Source organism: Ureibacillus xyleni (assembly GCF_900217795.1).
GTDB lineage: Bacteria > Bacillota > Bacilli > Bacillales_A > Planococcaceae > Ureibacillus > Ureibacillus xyleni.
In genome coordinates this window covers 1-23,176 of sequence record NZ_OBMQ01000019.1, presented here as the reverse complement: position 1 = coordinate 23,176, position 23,176 = coordinate 1, and the positions used below count along the sequence as shown (strand labels likewise).

At 36.7% G+C, this 23,176-nt stretch carries 21 protein-coding genes, 1 tRNA gene, 1 rRNA gene and 1 other RNA gene; 21 read left to right on the top strand and 3 right to left on the bottom strand.

All coding sequences use genetic code 11. The annotated features are described in order from the left end of the window. Nucleotides 1-17: 17 nt before the first annotated feature. Together CRO00_RS20495 and CRO00_RS18825 are read right to left on the bottom strand one after the other, a co-directional pair. A complete protein-coding gene (locus tag CRO00_RS20495) occupies nucleotides 18-428 on the bottom strand; it encodes a hypothetical protein (protein ID WP_237658480.1) in 411 nt (136 codons plus the stop codon). A gap of 29 nt (nucleotides 429-457) precedes the next feature. Continuing rightward, nucleotides 458-550 (bottom strand) — tRNA-Ser (locus CRO00_RS18825). A 162-nt stretch (nucleotides 551-712) separates the two neighbouring features. On the opposite strand from CRO00_RS18825, the gene ffs reads away from it, so the two are divergent. The 16 genes from ffs to CRO00_RS18750 all read left to right on the top strand — a co-directional run bounded on the left by ffs (nucleotide 713) and on the right by CRO00_RS18750 (nucleotide 17,667). Next, nucleotides 713-978: signal recognition particle sRNA large type (ffs, locus tag CRO00_RS18820), an RNA gene on the top strand. Between the two features lie 13 nt (nucleotides 979-991). Beyond that, nucleotides 992-1,114 (top strand): hypothetical protein, encoded by a 123-nt coding sequence (locus tag CRO00_RS20605; RefSeq protein ID WP_272914329.1) that lies wholly within the window; start codon nucleotides 992-994, stop codon nucleotides 1,112-1,114. Between the two features lie 306 nt (nucleotides 1,115-1,420). After that, a complete protein-coding gene (locus CRO00_RS18815; protein ID WP_097075219.1) occupies nucleotides 1,421-2,173 on the top strand; it encodes a GNAT family N-acetyltransferase in 753 nt (250 codons plus the stop codon). Nucleotides 2,174-2,356: 183 nt separating this feature from the next. Then, a complete protein-coding gene (locus CRO00_RS18810) occupies nucleotides 2,357-4,753 on the top strand; it encodes a cytochrome c oxidase subunit II (RefSeq protein ID WP_097075218.1) in 2,397 nt (798 codons plus the stop codon). Between the two features lie 2 nt (nucleotides 4,754-4,755). Next, a complete protein-coding gene (locus CRO00_RS18805; protein ID WP_097075250.1) occupies nucleotides 4,756-5,691 on the top strand; it encodes an ABC transporter ATP-binding protein in 936 nt (311 codons plus the stop codon). Further along, complete coding sequence (locus CRO00_RS18800) at nucleotides 5,688-6,548, top strand: ABC transporter permease (RefSeq protein WP_097075217.1); 861 nt, start codon at nucleotides 5,688-5,690, stop codon at nucleotides 6,546-6,548. The genes CRO00_RS18805 and CRO00_RS18800 overlap by 4 nt, the downstream gene beginning before the upstream one ends. 12 nt (nucleotides 6,549-6,560) lie before the next feature. After that, complete coding sequence (locus tag CRO00_RS18795) at nucleotides 6,561-7,958, top strand: hypothetical protein (protein WP_097075216.1); 1,398 nt, start codon at nucleotides 6,561-6,563, stop codon at nucleotides 7,956-7,958. A gap of 14 nt (nucleotides 7,959-7,972) precedes the next feature. Further along, on the top strand, nucleotides 7,973-8,968 hold the full coding sequence (locus tag CRO00_RS18790) for an AAA family ATPase (protein WP_097075215.1): 996 nt from the start codon (nucleotides 7,973-7,975) through the stop codon (nucleotides 8,966-8,968). Next, a complete protein-coding gene (locus CRO00_RS18785) occupies nucleotides 8,965-9,837 on the top strand; it encodes a DUF58 domain-containing protein (protein WP_097075214.1) in 873 nt (290 codons plus the stop codon). The genes CRO00_RS18790 and CRO00_RS18785 overlap by 4 nt, the downstream gene beginning before the upstream one ends. A gap of 11 nt (nucleotides 9,838-9,848) precedes the next feature. Beyond that, a complete protein-coding gene (locus CRO00_RS18780) occupies nucleotides 9,849-11,588 on the top strand; it encodes a vWA domain-containing protein (protein ID WP_097075213.1) in 1,740 nt (579 codons plus the stop codon). Next, entirely contained in the window at nucleotides 11,572-14,169 is a 2,598-nt protein-coding gene (locus tag CRO00_RS18775; protein WP_097075212.1) for a VWA domain-containing protein, read from the top strand. The genes CRO00_RS18780 and CRO00_RS18775 overlap by 17 nt, the downstream gene beginning before the upstream one ends. 146 nt (nucleotides 14,170-14,315) lie before the next feature. Further along, a complete protein-coding gene (gene dnaX / locus CRO00_RS18770; protein WP_097075211.1) occupies nucleotides 14,316-16,079 on the top strand; it encodes a DNA polymerase III subunit gamma/tau in 1,764 nt (587 codons plus the stop codon). Between the two features lie 46 nt (nucleotides 16,080-16,125). Beyond that, the gene (locus CRO00_RS18765) at nucleotides 16,126-16,440 is read left to right on the top strand and encodes a YbaB/EbfC family nucleoid-associated protein (RefSeq protein ID WP_097075210.1); all 315 of its coding nucleotides are present in this window, start codon (nucleotides 16,126-16,128) and stop codon (nucleotides 16,438-16,440) included. A gap of 11 nt (nucleotides 16,441-16,451) precedes the next feature. Then, nucleotides 16,452-17,048 (top strand): recombination mediator RecR, encoded by a 597-nt coding sequence (gene recR, locus CRO00_RS18760; RefSeq protein ID WP_097075209.1) that lies wholly within the window; start codon nucleotides 16,452-16,454, stop codon nucleotides 17,046-17,048. 70 nt (nucleotides 17,049-17,118) lie between these two features. Further along, the gene (locus tag CRO00_RS18755) at nucleotides 17,119-17,334 is read left to right on the top strand and encodes a YaaL family protein (RefSeq protein WP_097075208.1); all 216 of its coding nucleotides are present in this window, start codon (nucleotides 17,119-17,121) and stop codon (nucleotides 17,332-17,334) included. 63 nt (nucleotides 17,335-17,397) lie between these two features. Continuing rightward, nucleotides 17,398-17,667, top strand: a complete 270-nt coding sequence (locus CRO00_RS18750) for a pro-sigmaK processing inhibitor BofA family protein (RefSeq protein WP_097075207.1) — start codon at nucleotides 17,398-17,400, stop codon at nucleotides 17,665-17,667. A 70-nt stretch (nucleotides 17,668-17,737) separates the two neighbouring features. On the opposite strand, the gene CRO00_RS18745 is transcribed toward CRO00_RS18750, so the two are convergent. Continuing rightward, nucleotides 17,738-18,343 (bottom strand): hypothetical protein, encoded by a 606-nt coding sequence (locus CRO00_RS18745; protein WP_097075206.1) that lies wholly within the window; start codon nucleotides 18,341-18,343, stop codon nucleotides 17,738-17,740. 127 nt (nucleotides 18,344-18,470) lie between these two features. Between CRO00_RS18745 and CRO00_RS18740 the strand changes: the two genes are divergently transcribed. The 5 genes from CRO00_RS18740 to CRO00_RS18720 all read left to right on the top strand — a co-directional run. Continuing rightward, the gene (locus tag CRO00_RS18740) at nucleotides 18,471-19,439 is read left to right on the top strand and encodes a hypothetical protein (RefSeq protein ID WP_097075205.1); all 969 of its coding nucleotides are present in this window, start codon (nucleotides 18,471-18,473) and stop codon (nucleotides 19,437-19,439) included. Between the two features lie 80 nt (nucleotides 19,440-19,519). Further along, nucleotides 19,520-20,377, top strand: coding sequence for an MBL fold metallo-hydrolase (locus CRO00_RS18735; RefSeq protein WP_097075204.1), 858 nt, complete (start codon nucleotides 19,520-19,522; stop codon nucleotides 20,375-20,377). A gap of 89 nt (nucleotides 20,378-20,466) precedes the next feature. Beyond that, entirely contained in the window at nucleotides 20,467-21,051 is a 585-nt protein-coding gene (locus CRO00_RS18730; protein ID WP_097075203.1) for an anthranilate synthase component II, read from the top strand. Between the two features lie 2 nt (nucleotides 21,052-21,053). After that, entirely contained in the window at nucleotides 21,054-22,793 is a 1,740-nt protein-coding gene (gene pabB / locus CRO00_RS18725) for an aminodeoxychorismate synthase component I (protein ID WP_097075202.1), read from the top strand. Between the two features lie 323 nt (nucleotides 22,794-23,116). Next, nucleotides 23,117-23,176 (top strand): 16S ribosomal RNA (locus CRO00_RS18720); the annotation flags it as partial.

Genomic DNA, 23,176 nt, shown 5'->3' with positions numbered 1-23,176 from the left:
ATAAGAATAAACAGTTCCTAGATAAAGTTGCTGACAAATTCAAAAAGTGTTGCAAAAAGTCCTAAGGCGATTGGTTTTGATTTATATTTATCAATATTTACTTTGGAGAAAAAGAGCGCAAAAATAATATAAAAAAGTGCAGCAGGAAAGCGTTCTATTAAAATTTGAAGAAATCCATAATCAGTGGCGAGTAAATCTGAAATTACTCGAAATAGTACGACAATAAATCCAGTAACAACCCCAAACCTTATAATAGGAACCGGTTGAATTAAAATTGCTAGAAAGAAAATCATACTTCCTAAACCGAATCGAAAAGGGAAATCTTCAAACGGCATAAGTTTTACTTCACTACCAATCGCGATTAATAAAGCAAGTAGCACAATGGAAATTGTCGTATTATAAGGTAAGCTGAATTTTTTTAATCCCATTTTTCAGGCTCCTTTAATCAAAAATAAAATGGCGGAGGAAGAGGGATTCGAACCCCCGCGCGGTTTAACCCGCCTGTCGGTTTTCAAGACCGATCCCTTCAGCCGGACTTGGGTATTCCTCCGTATTAATTATCTTTTCGACAAAATTTACTATAGCATTTTTTATTTTCTTGGTCAACAAATTAGTAGAAGAAATTTATCCTCTAAAGTCTAAATTACATTTTCCTTAATTACCAGAACAAAACATTGCATTTCTCCCACAATGTATCGTATACTAATTTATGCCGTGCTAGGTGGGGAGGTAGCGGTGCCCTGTAACTCGCAATCCGCTCTAGCGAGACTGAATCCCTTTCCGAGGCTGTCCGTATGTAGGGTCTGCCTCTTGCACGTAGCGTTGACGGTTGGGTCCTGCGCAATGGGTACCCATGAACCATGTCAGGTCCGGAAGGAAGCAGCATTAAGTGGTTTCACCCATGTGCCGCGGGGTAGCCTAACCCGAGCTGGCGACAAGAGTAACGCTTATGTGCGGCAGTCGAAGAAAGGTGCACGGCTTTAATGTGCAAATGAACTGCCTAAACGGCTTAAAGAGCCAAAATCAACAATATGTTGGTTTTGGCTCTTTTTTATTGTCTGAAAATGTAGGTTTCGGAATTGATGAAGATCGATTCAAATTAGAGGAAACCTAGGGAAAAGTGCAGCCATAGTTTAAGATGGATACATAAATAAGGGTAGAGACAGGTAAAAAAGTATTCATAGCCCCAATGAATACAAAATTTAAGGTGGAGTCCCATAAAATATGTATCCATAACCCATAACCCATAACCCCAACGAAAACAAAATCTAGAACAGCAATCGTTAAATATATCTTCATATTCATCAATTAATGGGTAACAACAATTCAAACAAAATTAGAAGTGCATATGACTATTTAAAACATGTATTAAATTGTAAAATGATATTAGATTGTCAAATTTACAAATGGGGATGGAATTATGAGAGTATCATTTGAGCAAATTAATATAATAGGGGACATTATTTATGAGGATGAAAATTTAAAACACTATCATTACTCAGAAATGCTAAGTCGTTATGATAGCAATTTTATAGAATTTAAAAGAATGCCAACAATCGAGGAATTTCAACTTTGGGAAACCTCATTACGAGAATTCCATCGTAAAAATAATCAGGATCATTTAAAGTTTAAATTCCCACCTAATGAGCATATATCTGACACACTTACTCATTATCTAAAGAACGAACAATATCATATTGGCTTTTTAGAACTTTATTCAATTCAACCAAGCCAATTCACTGTACCAAAAAATGATTTAGTAGAGGTTCAATTTGTTACAGAGAATCAGTTAGAACAATTTTTAACACTTCAATATAATCAAGATGTAAAACTTGGTGCAAACTTTGCCAAGGAGAAGCAACAAATGCAACTTCGCAGATTTAATGACGACGACACACATTTTCTCATTGCTTATTTTGAAGGGATTCCAGCTGGCTATGTTGAATTAATCGAAAAAGAAAATACAGTTGAAATTGATAACCTCCTCGTTTTAGAGGAACTTCGCCATAAAGGAATTGGGGGCCATATTCAAAAAGCTGTAATGGAGAAGTTCCCCAATAAAACAGTAATATTGGTGGCAGATGGTGAAGATACTCCGAAAGATATGTATCAAAAACAAGGATATCAATATCAAGGATTTCAATTTGAAGTATTAAAAGTCGAAGCACAATAACATCATTAACGTATTCGGATATCGAATACGTTTTTTTATATATTTTGATAGATAGTAGGTAAAAGCTTTATAGAACAAGCCGAACAATATCTTAAGATTTTATTATTAATTGGTATAATTGGAACCTAACTGTAAATAAAACGTACAAATTTAAAAAGCGGGAAAGTTAAAGGAGATGGGATTTTGATAAAGAGAAATGTATTCATCGTTTTTTTCATAGCTTTGATCGGCTGTTTGATTCATACGAATACAGCAAGTGCTGCACCAAAGTTAGAAGTAAAAGCGGAAGCCGGCATATCCAATAAAGTAAAGTACTTTACACCGCTTCCGTTAAAATTAACCATTACCAATAATGGGTCTGCGTTTTCCGGTGATTTAGTTATCGATGCTGCAGAGTCTTATGCAGTAGGTTCGGGCCTAGTTTATTCCTTAGATATTGCAGAAGGAGAAACAAAAACTGTACAACTTTATTTAAATGGACTATCTGATGATTATATGTATTCAGGTAATCAACAAAAAAACTTGTTTTACTTTTATGAAGGAGGAATTGAGGAAGGGGAGTTAATTAAGTTCTCTGGAGATAAAATAGTACGTCCTCAATTCCACGAACCAGAAGCAACTTTTATCTATGCATTAACGGAAAACAGAGACCGGTTAACAGTGTTACAACGTATGAGACCATTCTCTAATATGAACGTTGAAGCCTTTTATTTAAATCAAATTAAAGATTTTGAGTTTCCAGATAATAAGAAAGGTCTTGAAGTTGCTAATGTCTTGGCAATTGACGAAACAAATATAACGGATTTCTCTGAGAAGCAACAACAAGCAATTTTAGAGTGGGTGCGTCAAGGAGGAAAGTTATTAATTGGCGCTTCAGATCAAGTAGAATCATCTGTTGGCATTTTTAAAGAGTATTTGCCATTAGCCTTATCGCAAGAACGAGTAAGTGTATCCCAAAGTAGCTTAGAAAAGTTATCGAATAACGGTAAATTCACACAAGGCATTGAAGTGTATAAAGCGAGTGAAAAGGAAGGTAGTATTCGATTGCTTGCTGAAGGGGATACAGTATTAGCCTCAGCAACAAAACTTGATCAGGGTCAAATTATTCAAACAACCTTCTCACTAGGTGACGAGCCGTTAGCAACGATGGACGGTTACGCAAAGTTACTTTCGAGTATTTTGAAATTACAAACACCAATGCAAAATAATTACGGTGGTATGTATTATGGCAATTACAACGACTACCTACCTTATGAAGTTGGTGGCGTAAATGAATTGTTCCCATCCTTTGAAGTTTCAACAACGATGCTTGTCGTAATTATTGTTATTTACATTTTATTCATTGGTCCACTTTTATATTTCATTTTAAAACGAGCGGATAAAAGGGAGCATGCTTGGTGGATTATCCCGGTTGTTTCCATTGGGTTATCTGTAGCAATGTTTATTTTTGGGGCAAAAGATCGCCTAACGCAATCACAAATTCAACAATCTGCTTTTTACAAAGTGGAAGATAATCGTCTAAGCGGACATTATGTTGAAACCATTCTTACAAATCGAAATGGAGATTTCTCTTTTGCAATCGATGAAAATACGACAGCCGTTGCAACGCGTAATCGAAATTACTATATGGGTAGTCCATCGCAAGAAGCAATTCATGAAAAGTCTTACGTAAAAGAACATGCGAATAGCTCAACGATTACTTTGAAAAATTTAAATTATTGGTCAGTTCAATCAATTGTAGGGCAAACGAAAATCGATAATGCAGGAAATATGGATATTCAGTTAAAAGTAACAAATGGAAAAGTAACGGGAACGATTAAAAATAACTTCCCATTTAAGTTGAATGACGTGTCAATTTGGTCTGGTTCTCGTGAAATCGAATTAGGAGAAATCGAGCCGAATGGTACATTAGAAGTTTCTAAAGATATTAAAGGTGCTGTTCTTTTATCACCGTCTATGGGTAATTATAATTATTCACAGCCAATGACAAAAGCGGATTTAATGCCATTTCGTATTGAAAAGTTAAAATATGGTGCAGGAAGCTTAGTACAAGGAGAACGTTTACCAGCAATTACTGCTTGGACAGAAGAGGCGCTTGTTGGGATTGAATTAGATGGCAGTGCGGAAAATTCACCTATCTCCTATATAATCCAAACCTTTGAACCAGATTTAGAGCTATCAGGCGAGTTCACTTTAGATAAGGATGCTTTAAATGAAACAATCGAGCCAACATCTAATTCAGGCTATACAGAATTAATGAATGAAGCTACTAATGAATGGTTTTTAGATAAAGGGGACTATGGGTATATTTCGTGGATTCCAGAAGAGCTTTTAGAAAAATCAACATGGACAGAAATTAGTGTATCTAACAAAGCAGCAATCCCGATTGAATTAGCAATTTGGAATATGAAAACACAACAATTTGAAGCAATTAGTGAAAAAAGTGCATCCATCACGACTAATCTAGAACACTATATTTCAGAAGATGGGCAAGTGAAACTTCAAATTACGGTAAACGACAACAGCAATGGTGGACCTATAAAATTACCTGATGTGAAAATTAAGGGGGTGGCAAAATAATGATGGTTGATATACAAGGATTAACAAAAAAATACGGATCATTTACTGCTTTAGACAATTTGAATTTAACGTTGGATGAAGGGGTTGTATTTGGCTTTGTAGGAGCGAATGGTGCTGGGAAATCAACAACATTTTCAATTTTAGCCACTCTACTTTCTCCAACATCAGGGGATGCCTTTATAAATGGCAAAAGTGTTGTAAAGGAACCAAAAGAAGTTCGCAAGCTTATTGGGTATATGCCTGACTTTTTTGGAGTTTATGACCAACTAAAAGCCGATGAATATTTAGATTTTTACGGTGCAAGTTATGGGCTATCCCATGCAGAACGACAAGTGTTAATTCCACAATTATTAGAACTAGTCAATTTATCACATAAGCGTTATGAATACGTAGATTTACTTTCTCGAGGGATGAAGCAACGTCTTTGTCTTGCTCGTTCACTTATCCATGACCCAAAAGTATTGATTCTAGATGAACCAGCTTCAGGTTTAGACCCTCGAGCTCGAGTAGAAATGCGAGATATTTTAAAGCATTTAAAATCAATGGGAAAAACGATTTTAATTTCATCGCATATTTTACCTGAACTAGCAGAAATGTGTGATGAAATTGGGGTTATTGATAATGGGAAGTTAATTGCCCACGGAAACGTTGCAACAATCCAGCAACAACTGCAAGGAGACAAACGAATTATTGTAAAAGTAATCGATCAGATTGAGAAGGCTCGTCGATTCTTTGAGGAAGATCCACTCATTTCTTCCATTGAGCTATTAGAGGATTCAAATAGTCTTGCCTTTAACTATCGTGGCTCAACAGAAGATCAGGTGCAGCTGTTGCGCAAAGCATTACTTGCAGACATACCTGTATATGCATTACGAGAAGAAGAGAAAGATTTAGAAGATGTCTTCATGGCCATTACGAAAGGGGCGGACATTGTATGATGGAACGTTTTTCAAACCCTGTATTGATGAAAGAATTAAAATTACGATTCCGCGCCTTTAAAAGTTTTTCGGGCTTAATGTTTTACTTAGCGGTATTATGTATTTTCGTTGCTGGGTTCTTGTTAATTTATACGCAGTTTTCAGGAACAGGATTTTTCAAACCAAGTGACAGTTTTATGATGTTTTCCATATTAAGTGTTTTGCAAATGGGTCTTGTTATGTTCATTACACCAGGGTTAACAGCGGGAGCGATTAGTACAGAACGTGAGAAACAAACGTTAAATATTTTACTCACAACAACGCAAAGCTCAACACAAATTATAATTGGAAAATTGTTATCTTCTGTTGTGTTTCTAATCTTGATGTTGGTGGCAGGGCTACCGTTATATAGTCTTGTATTTTTATTTGGTGGTGTATCACCTTCTCAATTTATTACGATTTTCCTTTTCTATTTAGTAACACTTATTGCCATTGGAAGTATTGGGATTATGTTTTCAACTATTACAAAGAAAACGATTGTATCAATGATTGCAACGTATGGGGCGATGATTTTTCTTGCGGGCATTACAGCATTTTTCTTCTTCATCGGAGTTTCAATGGAGCAGATGTCAGCACAACCAGGAAATATGCAAAATGTAACGCCTTTTTCTCCAATAACTTATTTTTGGGTAAGTATTAATCCAGGAGCATTGATCATTACAACGCTGTATCCAGAAATGGCAAGTGCCCTTGAATCAGTAGTAGGGATTTCTTTACCAATTTGGATTGTGTATTTAATATTCTATATTTTAATAACTGCAATTTGCCTATTTATTGCAACACGTAAGCTAAGAGCAAACATGAAAACCAACCGATAAGGAGGAATAGCAATGGATCGACGGAATATGTTAAAGCAATTTGTTCGTAAAGCGCAAAGAAGCTTGAATATAGAACAAATGGTACCAAGAATACAATACGGAATACTCCTAGGGTTAGCTTTAAGCACGGCGATCCTGCTTGTTTCTCGTTTATTTGTTCTTCCATATTACCGTAATGTAACCGTGATTGCTGGTGTAGGAACAATTGTTGTAGTAGTTATCTACATTTGGTTAAAACGCGTACGAAAAAAAGAAGCATTACATCGTCTTGATGATTTTTACCCGCATAATGAATTGGTTACAGCACTGTCATTGCATGAAGATGACAATCCTTTAGTGCAATCCATATTACAAAAAGCTCAAAAAGAAACGCCGCAAGTTTATAACCAGTTTAAAAAACGCCAAAAAGAGTTATGGAAACCAAAAGCTTTAATTGGCATTCTATTGATTGGAATTGTCATTGGCATCCTGTCTGTTTTCCCATCTGCCACACAAACAGAAGCACTCGTTGTAGAAAAAGAACAGGAAGTCATTAAAGATATTAAAAAAGAAGTGGCCCAATTAGAGAAAAAGACAAAGTCCAAAGAAGTGAAAAAGGAACTTCAAGAGCTCCAAACAAAATTAAAGGATATCGATCTATCGGAGGAAGCATTACGTGAGGTTGTAAAAAAGCAGAAAGAATTAAAGCTACAGGAACAAAAACTAAAGGAAAAGAAAGAATTAGCTAACAAGGACGGTGCAGAAGGTTCGGATGGCTTAACGGCGGAAGAGCAAGAGCAGTTAAAGGAACTAATGGAAATGCAAAGCGATCTAGCAAGTGCAGCAAATAGTACTCAATCCGCCTTAAGTAAACTCGGAAAACCAATTAGTTTTGATTTGCAAAATGCAATTGCTAGTGAATTAGCGTCTGAATCAGCTGATGCATCTGCAGAAGGTGAAGCTTCATCTAGTGAGAATCAAAATAGCTCAAACCAGCAAGGAAACAGCCAGAATTCAAATGGGCAAGGGAATAACGGGAAAGGCAGTGGAAATGGTTCTAATGGAAGCGGGCAAGGTCAGGGAAGTGGTTCTCAAGGAAATGGCCAAGGAAGTGGTAGCGGTATTGGTTCTGGAAAAAGTGGTGGAAGTGGCGCAGGAAAAGGTCAAGGAAGTCGCGATTTGTTAGCTGTTCCAGAACGAATTGGAGGATCTTCTGAGACAACTGCTGATGGTGGAAAGCTAGGAGAAGGAACTGCTGCAGGGGAACAACAGGGGTCAGTTCCAGTTACAAAAGGAACGATACGCCCTTATGAAGAAGTGATTGGCGAATACAAAGATAGTTATTTAGAAAGTTCGGAGCGCATGCAATTACCGAAAGATTTACAAGATATTGTGCAATCATACTTTTCTTCAATTGAATCAAATAAGTAAAGGGATGTGGAAAAATGGCTTTTAGTGAGCAGCAATATAGTGAAATTAGTGAACAGCTCCAACAAGTAAAACATGAAATTAGTAAATTTATTGTAGGTCAAGAAGAAGCGATTGAGTACACGTTATATTCTGTTTTGGCAGATGGGCACGCACTACTAGAGGGGCTACCTGGTCTAGGGAAAACGATGTTAATTCGTACAATCTCTGAAGTGTTAGATTTGTCCTTTTCAAGGATCCAATTCACACCAGATTTAATGCCTACTGATATAACAGGAACAAATATTATTGAACGAACAGAAAGTGGAAAACAGCAATTTGTATTCCAACCAGGACCAATCTTTAGTCAAATGGTTTTAGCCGACGAAATTAACCGTGCTACACCGAAAACCCAAAGTGCTCTATTAGAGGCGATGGGGGAGAAAACGGTAACGATTTTAGGGGATACGAAGAAGATGGCAAGACCCTTCTTTGTTTTGGCAACACAAAACCCTATCGAAATGGAAGGGACTTACCCATTACCAGAAGCACAAATGGACCGTTTCTTATGCAAAATATTAGTCCCTTATCCATCAAAACATGAACTGATGGAAATTATGAAACGGACAACAGGTGCAGTTGATATTGCTTTGGAGAAAGTAATGAATACCGATCAATTAGTGTTAGCACAAGGAATGGTTCGGGAAGTGTTAGTTGCTGAAGAAATGATGGAGTATGCAGTTAATTTAGTCGTTGCAACTCATCCTGATAGTGAAGATGCAATGTCTGAAGTGAAACAATATGTGATGTATGGAAGTGGTCCACGTGGATTGCAAAGTATTATTAAACTAGCAAAGGCTCGGGCAGTTACGAATGGTCGTTTCCACGTGTCAATTGCAGACATTAAATCCGTTGCAAAACCTGCACTGCGTCACCGTATGATGTTGAATTATGAAGGTGAGGCATCTGGTAAAACTGTTGACGATTTAATCGAATCAATACTATCTTCCATTCAACAGGGCGCTAAACTATGAAACCGTTAATTTTACCTGATGAATGGATCTCAAAAATTAGTCGGTTATCCATTGCTACTTCATCGAAATTACGTGGCCAACATAAAGGGTCTCATCGTTCCCAGCGTTTTGGTGCTTCCCTCGATTTCTCGGATTTCCGTGAATACACTCTAGGCGATGATGTCCGGCAAGTTGATTGGAATGTCTATGCACGTACGGAAAAGTTTTTCATTAAACGCTTTTTAGATGAGCAGGAAATGCGGGTTCATATTTTACTTGATGCAAGCCGCTCGATGGGGGAAGAAAAGAAATGGCTATTTGCTCGTCAAATAACTGCAGCGCTCGGTCTAATGGTGTTAAATCGTGATGATCGCTTGTCTTTCTCTTATGTAGGAGAACAACATTTGATTCCGTTTAGAAAAAAGGGGGCTACCAACCGAAAACCTTTTTTACAACTGATTTCAAATATTGAAGAAGCGCGCGGTGTAGGAAGTTTTGCAGAAGAAGGACTAAAAAGATTGCCAAAGGATAGTACCGTACTTTTAATTGTTACAGACGGGTTAGAGCCAATTTCACAGTGGGAGCAGTTCTTTAAAAAATTGCCTCGATTTGCAGGAGACGTTCGTTGTATTCAGATTTTAACAGAAGATGAGTTAAATCCTAGCTATAGTGGCGATGTTCGATTGATTGATGCAGAGACGTCCCGTGAAGTAAATGTATCTGTCTCAAATCGAGTTCTTGCTAACTATGAAAAAAGCCGTGCTGAGCATGAAGGTCAATTTGATGCATTAGCAAACCGTTTTGGTATTCGGAAAATACAACTTTCTGTAGAAGATGGTTTCCAAAATGCTATCTTCCATAAATTATTGAAGTCACATTGGGTACAGTGAGGTGAAGCTAGTTGGGATTTAGTAATGTGCTCTTTTTATGGGCTAGCATTCTTCCATTAATCGTTCTACTTTATTATTTTTTCCGTAAAAAATATAAAGACCAACCGATTTCTTCAACGATTTTCTGGGAAGAAGTGATGCAAGAAACAAAGGCCTCACCATATTTAAAACATTTACAAAAAAATGCACTACTATATTTGCAATTGTTGGCTCTCATATTATTTGTTTTAGCTTTAATGAACCCCTTCATTAAAACAAGTGAAATTGCAGGGGAACAATCAATATGGATTGTGGATACTTCAGCGACTATGTTAGCAGGGGAAACATTTGATCACCATAAGGAAGAAATGAAATCCCTTGCATCAGAACTTACTGGCCAACCACTAACAATAATTACAACCGGAGATGAACCTAAAACAATTGTTCGGCAAGAATCGGATGTATCCGCCATACATAAAGCAATAGATAGTTTGGAAGTAACTTTTGAAGAAGAGCAATTAATTAAAGCGATTGATGTTGCTCAAGCTTATATTGGTGAAACAGCTACTTCCATCTATCTATTTACGGATTCAATCGAGCGCGGAGAACTACCGATTTCAAGTGAACATATTAAATGGATTGTCAAAGGTTCAAGTAAAGATTTACAAAATGTTTCAATTAAACGTTTTGCAGCTACTTCAATCGGAGAAGAAGCGTTAGCACTTATTCAATTGAAAAATGAAGCAGATGAAGAGAAACGAGTTGAACTTACTCTTCAAGATAGCCAAGGGAATGTCCTAGTTGAAGAAGGGGTTACTTTAAAAGGTGAAGAGGAAATGACGAAAACCTTTGAGAAGCTCCCTATATCCCAAAGTTTATTTGCTACAATTCAAGTTGAAGATGACTATGTAGTAGATAATTCAATGGTTACTATAATTGGAAGTGGCTTGTCCCAAATCGTTGTTGATCAACAAATGCACCAGCTTGTCCAAAAAGGGTTCCAGGCATTAAATGCAGATGTGAAGTTGGTTCCCTCAGACCAATTAGCAGCGATAAAAGAAGCAATGATTGTTACGAATCAGAGTGAACTTTTAGGTAAGACCAAATCCCCCCTTGTTTTAATCGGACGCGATGATGAATTGTCAGAAGAAGTAAATAGTTTGGTTGATGTTTCAGAAGATGCATTATTTGCTTTTAGTAATTTAGAAGATGTCTATGTTAATGCCATTTACCCGGGCTTTGATGGATTTGAAACCATTGCAACCATTGGGGAAAAGCCTTTTATCCAACGTTCCTCAAAAGGAGATATTGTCATACTTGCAGATATACAATCAACAGACTGGCCGCTTCACCCATCTTTTCCTCTATTTTTATGGAGTCTGCAAAGTGAAATGCTAGAAGGCTCGACGTCTCTAGGAACGTTTTCTCCAAATGAAAGTCGAGGAGTTTCCTTAGCAGCTAGGGATTGGTCAATCTACTCAAAAGATGATGAGTATATTTCCTCGTTTGAAGATGCAAGTCATTTTAAAGCACCAACTAAGCCGGGTTTATATACGGCCCGTTCCAATGAGGATGAGAAACTGTTAATTGTTCAACTTTCAGATAATGAACGAGAAATTAAAGAAGGAACAAGTTTTGAACTTGGCACTCTTCAAAGTAATGGTGAAGAGGAATCATCAAAAAAATCAATCATTATCTGGCTATTAATACCGATATTGCTGTTATTAGTCATTGAGTGGGAGGTGCAAAGAAGACGTGGATTTACGAATTAGTTTCCCACTAGCTTTATTGTTATTAATCCCAGTTGTAGGGTACTTTATTTGGACTTGGTGGCATCATCGGCATCAATTGAAAAAGAGTCAGTTGATTGTGTTTGGCATACGCATCGTAGCCGTTGTACTGCTTATTTTCGCAATTGCATCTCCGTTCCTTTTATTGCCTGTTAAAGAAGAACAAGTCGCATTTTTAATCGACCGTTCGGCATCTGTAGAAGGGAACGAAGAACAAACATTAGCGTTTATTGAAGAAAGTTTACAATCGAAAAAGAATACACACCATGTTGGCATCTATTCTTTTGCATCTAACCTTCAAACAGAGTCTATTTTAAGTAATACGTTAGAGCATGCCCCACAATTAAGTGAAATGACAGGTGAAAGTGAAACAAATATTGCTCAAGCACTACAACTGATAACAGGTATTGTCGACCGTGAAAAAGCGACACGAATTGTATTGTTTACAGATGGATTAGAAACAAAGGGTGAAGTTTCTGAACAGCTAACGAAAATGTCCGGCACCAATGTATCCGTTGATGTTGTGCCATTAAGTAAAGAAGTAAAAGCAGATACTTCTATTCAAAGTTTCGTAACCCCAAAAGTGGCATATGCAGGTGAACAGCAACAACTTGTTACAGAAATCAATGCAACATCTGCGACAAAAGGAGAACTGTATCTTTATGAAAATGACCAGCTTATTCATAAAGAAGCTGTTAGTTTGGAAGAAGGTACCAATGCCTTTACTTATCGTCATATTGGTCAGGTAGAAGGTTTAGTGAAGTATGAAGCATTAGTGCAAGTAGATGAAGATGCAATAATAGAAAACAATAAATTAACAAGTGTCACGATGGTCCAAAGTTCCCCACGATTGTTGATTGTAAGTGATCGAGAAGAAGGATCGCCCATTGCAGCTGCTCTTGGACCAAATTCAATTTCCTTTGACGTAAAACCTTCAAGTGAATTGCCAAACTCACTATCAAGCTACCTACACTATAACGCAATTATTTTTGATAATATCCCGGGGCACTTAGTCGGTGAAGAGAAGATGGGCATTATCGAACAAGCTGTAAAAAATTTTGGTGTAGGCTTTATGATGGTAGGTGGAGATAATAGCTATGGACTTGGGGGCTATTTTAAAACCCCTATTGAAAAATTGCTTCCAGTTGAAATGGAGGTTAAAGGAAAACAGCAATTACCTTCTCTTGGATTAGTCATTGTACTTGACCGTTCTGGAAGTATGATGGGGCCAAAAATTGAACTTGCCAAAGAAGCAGCTGCTCGTTCAGTAGAATTACTTCGTGATGGAGACACACTTGGTTTCATCGCCTTTGATGATCGTCCATGGGAAATCATCGAAACAGCCCCTTTAACGGATAAGGAAAAAGCAGTGAATACGATTTTATCCATTGCTCCTGGTGGGGGAACTGAAATTTTCTCCTCTCTATCAATGGCTGTCGAAAACTTAGCAGAGTTAAAGCTACAAAGGAAACATATTATTTTGCTAACAGACGGGCAATCTTCTGCTGGAGGAAGCTATGAAGATCTTTTAGAAGAAGGAAAAGATAGTAATATCACATTATCTACAGTAGCAATTGGAAATGACGCAGATGCTGTTTTGCTTGAGGAATTAAGTGAATTAGGTAGTGGACGTTTTTATAGTGTTGTTGATGAAACAACAATTCCTTCGATTCTTTCCCGGGAAACGGCGATGATTTCACGTACGTATATTGAGGACAATCCATTCTATCCAACAATCTACAATGCTGAAGGTTGGAATGCTTTGTTTAAAGAAGGCGTGCCTCAAATGAATGCGTACATCGGGACAACTGCAAAACAAACGGCTCTCGTTGTTGCAGAAAGTGAAAAAGAAGACCCTGTATTAGCTGAGTGGCAGTACGGTTTAGGCAGAACTATTGCCTTTACATCCGACTCAACAGGGGCATGGACAGGGGATTGGGCCAAATGGAGTGAATGGTCAAACTTTTGGCAAACCGCAATATCAAAAATGCTACCAACCTATAATGATATTGCGTATGACATAAGACAAGAATCCAATAATACTTTTATTATCACGGACCCAACAAACCAAGCCGCATTCCTAGACGTTGCCATTGTTGACGAATTGGGAGAAGAGTTAAAAGCACAAATTGAACCAATCTCTGCTAGCAAATTACGAGTAGTAGTGGATGCGGACCCCGGGCTTGTGTTCTTTAGAATTTCAAAAGAAGACGAATCGATTTACCAAGCAGGGTTAACGATTCCATATAGCGCGGAATATGAATTGCGCCCACCAAATGAAGCGTTACTCACTGAAATTGTAGAAAAAACAGGTGGAACGATTTTAGAGGAGCCTGAACAAATATTCCGAGAATTTACTGTAAAAGGTGCAGAACGTCAAAGTATTACTATTTGGCTCGTAGTTGCTAGTATGCTGTTATTCTTTATTGATATCACATTAAGAAGATTCGGCTGGGGCTTCCTACAAGCTGTGGGGAAACCAAAAAAACTTGCTACGGAAAAAACGGTTATAGAGGAAGAAACGAACGTGTCAAAACTTTTAAAAGATATGAAGAAAAAATAACTTTACGAAAAAAGGGTTATCTCTTATGAGGTAACTCTTTTTTAGGGATGTAATACAGAATTAGTTTCAATGAAGAAATAGAAGTGAATCCTTGATATATGTTATAATAAAAAATAAATTCGTGTATTTAGAAGGGGAGGAAAAAGTTGACGTATCAAGCATTTTATCGTGTGTATCGACCTCGAAATTTCCGAGAGATGTCGGGACAAACTCACGTAAAAAGAACGCTTCAAAATGCCCTCCTAGCAAATAAAACAACGCATGCTTATCTGTTTTCTGGTCCACGGGGTACGGGGAAAACGAGTACTGCGAAGATTTTTGCTAAAGCATTAAATTGTGAGAACGCTCCAACCAATGAACCTTGTAATGAATGTGCAACATGCTTAAGTATTACAGAAGGGTCTCATCCAGATGTTATTGAATTTGACGCAGCATCTAACTCCCGTGTGGAAGAAATGCGCGATATTATCGAAAAAGTTCGATTCGCTCCAGCAAATGCACGCTTTAAGGTGTATATCATCGACGAAGTGCATATGCTTTCAACAAGTGCATTTAATGCCTTACTAAAGACGTTAGAGGAACCGCCACCCCATGCAGTATTTATTTTAGCTACAACCGAACCACATAAACTGCCGGCTACAATTATTTCGCGATGCCAGCGATTTGACTTTAAACGCCTATCTTCTAACGATATTTTAGAACGTATGAAGGTTATTTTAGAAGATATTCAATTACCTTATGAAGAACAAGCATTAAAGGTAATTGCTCAGGCAGCTGCTGGTGGAATGCGGGATGCACTAAGTCTATTAGATCAAGTCGTATCATTTAGCGGCGACACTTTAACGCTTGAAAATGCATTGCTTGTTAGTGGATCCATTAGCCAAGACATCTTTTATGATGTGGTACAAGCCTTAAAACAAAAAGAAATTGCACATATATTAACGTTAATTGAGGAATTAATCGCTGATGGAAAAGATCCGCTTCGTCTTGCCGAAGATTTAATTACATTTTTCCGTGATTTATTACTTCTTCAAACAAGCAGCGAATTAGAAGAGTTATTAGAACTTGTTACTCCGGAAGAAAAGTTTGTAGCTTTAGCTCATGAGTTTAGCGCGGATTCACTTTATGCTTATATCGATATTCTTGCGAAAACTCAACAAGAAATGCGCTTTTCCCATCATACAAAAATTTATTTAGAAACAGCCTTATTAAAAATGGTGCAAACGCCAAATAGTGGTGCCGTGGCAACTCAAGCAGTGGGGCATATGGATCCTGCATTAAACGATAAAGTGGCGAACCTTGAAAGAATGGTACAGCAACTTTCACAACAACTGGCATCTGGTGTTCAAGCTGGTAATGTTGGCTCGCAGGTGAAGGAAGCGCCTCGACCACGGGCAAAATCCCAAAATGGTTATCAAGCACCTACTGGACGAATTCGTGAAGTGTTAAAAAGTGCTACAAAGCAAGACATTCATAAAATTAAAAGTGCGTGGGCGGGAAGTTTAAGCCAACTTCAAAAATCACAGGCAGCATTGTTAGCAGAAGCCGAACCTGTTGCCGCCTCTGATAGTGCATTTGTGGTAAAATTCAAGTATGATATTCATTGTCGAATGGTTGCTGACAACAGAGAATTTACAAATCTTTTTTCTCAAATTGTAGCTCAAACAACTGGAACGCTGTATGAACTACTATGTATTCCAGAAGAACAATGGGTTACGTTGCGTCAAAACTTCATAAAAGAAAATGGTTTGAATCAGAAAAAAGAGTCACAAGATGGGTCATTGGTTCAGGAAACGGTCCATGAACAACCATTTATTGATGATACGCATGAAATTGCTTCTGAAGATCCTTTAATTGCAGAAGCTGAGAAAATGTTTGGTAAAGATTTTGTTGAAGTTGTGGATGAGTAACCGCTTTAAACCATAAATTTAGATTTTTTAAGGAGGAAATATATTTATGCGTGGAATGGGCAATATGCAAGGCATGATGAAAAAAATGCAAAAAATGCAAAAAGAAATGATGCAAGCACAAGAAGAATTGAATGCAAAAGAATTTGAAGGTACTGCTGGTGGCGGTATGGTGAAAATCACTTTAAACGGCCAACGTGAAGTACTAAAAGTAAATTTAGACCCATCAGTTGTTGATCCAGATGATGTTGAAATGTTAGAAGACTTACTTGTTGTTGCAACAAACGATGCTTTAAAGAAAGTAGAAGAAACGACAAATTCAACAATGGGTAAATTCACTCAAGGATTAAACCTTCCATTCTAGGAGGATAAACAATGTACTACCCTGAACCAATATCAAAGCTTATTGATAGCTTTATGAAATTGCCAGGAATCGGCCCGAAAACCGCCGCTCGACTGGCATTTTTCGTTTTAACTATGAAAGAAGATACTGTTTTATCTTTTGCAAAGGCTTTAGTAGATGCAAAACGAAATTTAATGTATTGCTCAACTTGTGGGCATATTACAGATGTGGACCCTTGTCAAATCTGTTCAGATCAACAACGAGACCCATCGACTATTTGTGTTGTACAAGATCCAAAAGATGTCATCGCAATGGAAAAAATGCGTGATTATCATGGCCTATATCATGTCTTACACGGAGCAATTTCGCCGATGGATGGCGTTGGACCGGAAGATATTAATGTTGCGTCCTTAATCACTCGATTACAAGATGAACGAGTACAAGAGTTAATTTTAGCAACAAACCCTACTATTGAAGGTGAAGCAACAGCGATGTACATATCTCGCCTAGTGAAGCCATCAGGAATTCGAACAACACGTATTGCTCATGGTTTACCTGTGGGTGGGGACTTAGAGTATGCCGATGAAGTAACTTTATCGAAAGCATTAGAAGGAAGACGTGAATTGTAAGTTCTTTTCATCTGAATTCTGTTTTAAAGGAAATTACGATTTTTAAATCGGGTAAAGTGAGTGTCGTTGTATGTTTTTTCGTCGTAAAGGGAAGTTAAAAAAAGAATTTGATGAAAAGTTAGTACATCTGATTAAGGAAACAAAGGATGACTGGAACAATGCAAAGGTCATTGAAGGGCTATTAGACGATTATGATTTAGATGTAATTGCACGTCGTCAAATAGCAGAAAGTATCCACTTTTATTTATTTAAGGAAGCAAGAATTCGCAAAATATTAATTAAATAAACATAATAAGAGTAGCCGCAAAAGCATATGCTCCTATGAAACAATAAATGGGGGCGATATGGATTGATGACCTATGTTGTAATCGGACTTAGTTGCGTGCTACTTTTTTTTGGCTTCCTAATAGGCAAAAAAGTTGGTTTTGGTGTAATTTTTGAAAAGTTAGCCCTTCTTTGGTTTAAGTTCGCCTGCTCTTTTGCATTGTTATACATAGCCCATATAGTTGTAGATGGTTATGATATTATAGTGCCTGTAAATATATTTTCCGCCCTAACTATTACCATTCTTGGACTTCCTGGAGTGATTTGTATTGGGGTATTAACGGTGTTTCAATAAATTATAGACAAGAAAGGGCGCTTAACCTTTAGTAATGGGTTGGGCGCCTATTTGCAATTCTTATATGAAATTAATCTTTCCAGTAGAAAAATGCATCGAATATTGTATATTGATTTGGTCGTGTAAAAGTTTGAATTTTGGTCTCAAAAGGGAGCGGTTGTGACAAATAGTCTTTATTTAGAATGTAATAGCCTGCACTAATCAACTTCTCTTTAATTTCTTGAAACTCATTGACCATATGTCTAGGTGGTTCATTGATGATTCCATTAGGGTGACTAATCATACCCATCCCACTGAAAAATTCATCCTTCCCATTATCTAAAATCGCCTTATGTCTTATATCCGTACCAAAAATTGCTACAGGTGCTAATCGACTTATGTAGATAACAAACCCTTCTATTTGGATAGAAATAAGAGAATCCTTTTCAATATAACTTTCATTTATTACACTACTTCCATCTTTCTTATAACAAAAGAAGTCAACATAGGAAGCATACCCACTTCCATAATGATCAAATATTGCTTCACATTTAATTGATTTTGAGCGGTTGATTGTATAGAAAAGGTCTTGAATATAGATTTCAATCTGTTGTTTGTCCTTTGTGTTATATGGATATAAACCGCCAATTGGTTCTTCTGAAATCATCATCTGTAGCTGTTCTTCCGTAAAATTCAAATCTCATCACCCCACAACTTACATTTTAAGGTTAATTTTAACATATAGACCTAATATTGGATTAGCGCGTGGCTGATGAAATAGGATACATTAAGGAACAAAATTAGAAAGGAGGCTGTTATGAGCTATGTATATTTTAGATCAAACAAATGAATGGGATGTTGATTTACCTGAGTTTGATATTCGAGATGCAGAAATAAGAAATGAACGAAAAATGCTTTTTAATCATTTTATAATGAAAGCCTCTACGCTAGAGATAGTAGTTTTTCAAAATAAAGATGAAATCAATCTTATAAAGCTAATGAGAAAACAAATTAAAAATAAGCAGCTAAAGACTGAACATCATGGTAAAAGTTACAAATTTTCTTTGGATGATATGGCGAAAAATTTGATTTTATCATTAAACCATATAAGTGGGTGTACAAGTATTTTATATGATGATAAGAACAGAATCATTGCAGAATTTAATACCCATGTGACCTTTTATGAAGAGGTGGGTCTTCCATGTAAAGTATTACAAGTGAATGATAAACCAATACAAGTTGATTTTTATATTTTGAATCATGATAACGATCGCGATGTTCATTTAGAAGGACAAGCTAAATCATATTTTATTAGTACGGACTATGACCATATTGAGCGACTTGCATTTGAGACGATTGAAAAAATTTATTCCTATCCATTATCGATTTATGTTGAAACACATGATGAAGAACAGGAACAAATGCAAAAAGAATGGGCTAACTATGATGTGGAGTATATAGACTCTGGGCAACGTGTTTTTACGCTCTCTTCAAAAGGAATGTATTATGCGGAAGTTCCGGGGTTCTTTTTAACCGTTAAAAACGCAGAAGAATTGAAGACGGTATTTGAAGAATTAATCTACTTAGCATATCAAAATGACACATTTATCGTATCCCAGAGGAAGCTTAACATTCAAACGGGACGTAACCGCATTTTTAAATCAGATGAAGACATTGTTTTAACTTTCGATCATGATGCACAATCGATTATCCTGTACAGTTCACTTGAGTTAGAACAAATAAAATCTTACTTTACAGATTATATGATCTTGCACATACAACATGGGGACTAGCAACTTTTCTTGTATGTTTTATCATGCAAAGGACATATTACGAGTAGATTTTAAATATTTTTACTCGAGGTGAAGTGAAAATGGACATGAACATGAGTTACGGAAGCGACTATAGAGCAATTCCAGCAACCTCAATAGGAAATGGTGTTGGAATGGAAGTATTGCCTGATTTGTATTGTCATACAATCCAAATTGTGAACATTTCTTTAGTTGGAGATCCGTCAACGAAGGATTTTGTGTTGGTTGATGCCGGAATGCCTGAATCAGCAAATGAAATCATATCTGTGGTTGAGGAACGCTTTGGTGCAAATAGTCGCCCAAAAGCCATTATTTTAACACACGGACACTTTGACCATGTGGGAGCTATTATTGAGCTGATAAAACATTGGAATGTCTCTGTATATGCCCATGAACTTGAAATGCCCTATTTAACAGGACAAAAAAGTTACCCAGAGCCGGATTCAACTGTTGAAGGAGGAATGGTGGCAAAGATGTCACCAATGTTCCCAATTGAACCGATTAATTTGGGTGGTAATGTACAAGCACTTCCTTCTGATGGAACAGTACCACATATGCCGGATTTTAGATGGCTCCATACTCCGGGACATTCACCGGGTCATATTTCACTGCTTAGAGAAAATGACCGAGCATTAATAGTGGGAGATGCGTTTGTTAATGTTAAACAAGAATATCTTTATAAAGTCTTAACACAGGAACAAGAAATAAGCGGACCTCCAAGATATTTAACAACAGATTGGAATGCTGCCAAGGAATCAGTAGTGAAACTAGAAAGATTAAATCCTACTGTTGCCGTTACTGGGCATGGACTACCTTTAACAGGCCAATATTTAACAGAAAATTTACGAAAGCTTGTTAATGAATTTGAGCAAATTGCACTTCCTGATTACGGAAAATACGTGAACAAAAAAATGAATTAAAATAGTCCCATCGAAAAGTAGAAATATCCTGCTTTTTGATGGGATTTTTCGTTATAATAATGCTTAATCAAACAAGGGAGATTATTAGCGTGATATTAGTTATAGATAATTATGATTCCTTCACATTTAATTTAGTTCAATATATACAGCAAGTTGGGGAAGAAGTTGTTGTTATTCGGAATAACCATTTATCATTAACGGACATTTCAATAATGAAACCTGATTCTATTTTAATTTCCCCAGGTCCAGGAAATCCAGATACAGCAGGAATTTGCATAGATGTTGTAAAACACTTTTATAGAAGTATTCCAATTTTAGGGGTATGTTTAGGTCAACAAATTATTGCCCAAGCATTCGGAGGGGTTGTAAAAAAAGCGCAACAACCGATGCATGGGAAAACGTCACTCATTGTTCACGATCAACGTTCAATTTTTCAGAATATCCCATCGCCAATACAAGTAGCCAGATATCATTCATTAATAGTAGATGAACAAACTTTACCTGATTGTCTTGAAATTAGCGCAAAAACTGTTGATGGTGAAATTATGGCTATTCGACATAAGGAGTATCGTGTTGAAGGTGTTCAATTCCATCCCGAAGCAATTTTAACGGAAAGAGGCCTAGAGATGATTGAGAATTTCTTTATAAAATCAGCAAGGGGAATCGAAATTTAACAATGAAACAGCAATCACCCATCTTATCTTTTGACTTCCCCTCGAAATCAGGGGTAGTGGAACCGTTAACATTTCAAAATCCAATTAAATTAATCATTGCCAATAACATTGAGGAAGTATTACCTTGTTTTCAATTAATAGAGGAAGCTTTACAGAACGGGTTTTATGTTGCTGGATACTTGTCCTATGAAAGTGCACCTGCCTTTGATGCTGCATACAAGGTAAAAAACGAAAGCCAAATGCCATTACTCTGGTTTGGCGTTTTTCATGAGCCTGAAACAATAGCATTACATAGTACCGGTGAATACAGCCTATCAGAGTGGGTTCCGTCTGTTGATAAGAAAGATTACCATAAGGCGATTACCTCTATTAAGCAATTAATTGAAGATGGTGTAACATATCAAACCAATTATACGATTCGACTTCATTCTCAGTTTCATGGAGATGATATTGCACTATACGAAAAATTAAAAAGAGCTCAAGTCTCAAATTACTGTGCGTATGTAAATACCGGTGATTTTCAAGTTTTATCAGCATCACCGGAGTTGTTTTTCAAATTACATCACGATCAACTAACTACCCGACCAATGAAGGGGACATTAAAACGGGGGAAAACTTTAAAAGATGATGAGAAAAATAGAATGGTGCTATATCATTCAGAGAAAAACCGTGCAGAGAATGTGATGATTGTAGATCTTTTAAGGAACGATTTAAGTGTTGTTGCCAAACCTGGAACAGTAAAAGTGGAAAAACTCTTTGAAATTGAAGACTATCCAACTGTTCATCAAATGACTTCAACTATTACAGCTACAATTTGGGAAAATAAGCAGTTTGTTGACATTTTCAAGGCACTATTTCCATGTGGTTCAATAACTGGTGCTCCAAAAATCAGTACAATGGAAGCTATCGAAAAGTTAGAAACAACACCCCGAGAAGTATACTGTGGTGCAATTGGTTATATTACGCCAAACAGAGAAGCCATTTTTAATGTTCCTATTAGAACGGTGATAATCAACCAAAAAACAGGTGAAGCTACATACGGTGTTGGTGGTGGTATTACGTGGGATTCTACAACTGAAGATGAGTATCACGAAGTATTAGCAAAAGCAAGCTTATTAACAGAAAAGCGCCCTGAATTTCAATTGCTAGAAAGTTTGCTTTTACAAGACGGGGAATATTTCTTACTTGAAGAACATCTTACTCGTATATTAAGTTCCGCAAAATACTTTGGCTATAAATTTAATCTAGATGCTATTAGATTGGCATTAATAAATTGTGCTGAACGAAATAAACACGGAGATTATAAAATTCGTTTGCTAGTAGATCAAACTGGTGAAACAACATTAGAATGCCAACTATTAAAAAAACAAAACTCTGGCCAACTTGTTACATTAGCTGACCTCCCAGTGAATAAAAACAATCTATTTTTATATCATAAAACAACAAATCGAGAAGTTTACTCGCAATATCAAACGAAATTCCGAGATTTTTTTGATGTACTCCTTTGGAATGAAGAGGAGGAGATAACAGAATTTACGAATGGTAATGTAGTTTTAGAAATAGATGGTGGATTCTGGACTCCTCCTGTTAAAAGTGGACTATTAGCAGGAACTTATAGAGATAGGTTACTTAAAGAAGGTCGTATTTGTGAAAGAACATTAAAACTTGAAGATTTAAATCAATGTTCGAATATATGGTTTATTAATAGTGTTAGAAAATGGATAAAGGTACAATTAGGTTAAACTTAAGGGGAGTAGCTAATACAGTACTTCCCTTTTAATCAAAGAGCATAAGAGTGATTTTAATAAACAGTTGACTATTTTTGGAGTTGGTGGTATATTATAAAAGTTGCCAAAAGGAATGTTATATAATAAAGTTTATAAAAATAATTTTATGTTGACATTTCAAAAGGTTATCTTTATACTGAGAAAAGTCGCCTAAATGCGATGATAAATGAACTTTGAAAACTGAACAACAAAACGTTAATGAATATAATTTCTCATTAATTTGAGAAACATTTTGACATCAATTTTGATGCCAGCAAATTTGAGCTTTATCAAATTCTTTTATGGAGAGTTTGATCCTGGCTCAGGACGAACGCTGGCGGCGTGCCTAATACATGCAA

Coding starts and splice junctions, on each gene's coding strand:
- recR (WP_097075209.1), top strand. CDS start 16,452: ATGTACTACCCTGAACCAATATCAAAGCTTATTGATAGCTTTATGAAA.
- CRO00_RS18740 (WP_097075205.1), top strand. CDS start 18,471: ATGTATATTTTAGATCAAACAAATGAATGGGATGTTGATTTACCTGAG.
- CRO00_RS18815 (WP_097075219.1), top strand. CDS start 1,421: ATGAGAGTATCATTTGAGCAAATTAATATAATAGGGGACATTATTTAT.
- CRO00_RS18800 (WP_097075217.1), top strand. CDS start 5,688: ATGATGGAACGTTTTTCAAACCCTGTATTGATGAAAGAATTAAAATTA.
- CRO00_RS20605 (WP_272914329.1), top strand. CDS start 992: ATGAACTGCCTAAACGGCTTAAAGAGCCAAAATCAACAATATGTTGGT.
- CRO00_RS18765 (WP_097075210.1), top strand. CDS start 16,126: ATGCGTGGAATGGGCAATATGCAAGGCATGATGAAAAAAATGCAAAAA.
- pabB (WP_097075202.1), top strand. CDS start 21,054: ATGAAACAGCAATCACCCATCTTATCTTTTGACTTCCCCTCGAAATCA.
- CRO00_RS18790 (WP_097075215.1), top strand. CDS start 7,973: ATGGCTTTTAGTGAGCAGCAATATAGTGAAATTAGTGAACAGCTCCAA.
- CRO00_RS18735 (WP_097075204.1), top strand. CDS start 19,520: ATGGACATGAACATGAGTTACGGAAGCGACTATAGAGCAATTCCAGCA.
- CRO00_RS18805 (WP_097075250.1), top strand. CDS start 4,756: ATGGTTGATATACAAGGATTAACAAAAAAATACGGATCATTTACTGCT.
- CRO00_RS18785 (WP_097075214.1), top strand. CDS start 8,965: ATGAAACCGTTAATTTTACCTGATGAATGGATCTCAAAAATTAGTCGG.
- CRO00_RS18755 (WP_097075208.1), top strand. CDS start 17,119: ATGTTTTTTCGTCGTAAAGGGAAGTTAAAAAAAGAATTTGATGAAAAG.
- CRO00_RS20495 (WP_237658480.1), bottom strand. CDS start 428: ATGGGATTAAAAAAATTCAGCTTACCTTATAATACGACAATTTCCATT.
- CRO00_RS18795 (WP_097075216.1), top strand. CDS start 6,561: ATGGATCGACGGAATATGTTAAAGCAATTTGTTCGTAAAGCGCAAAGA.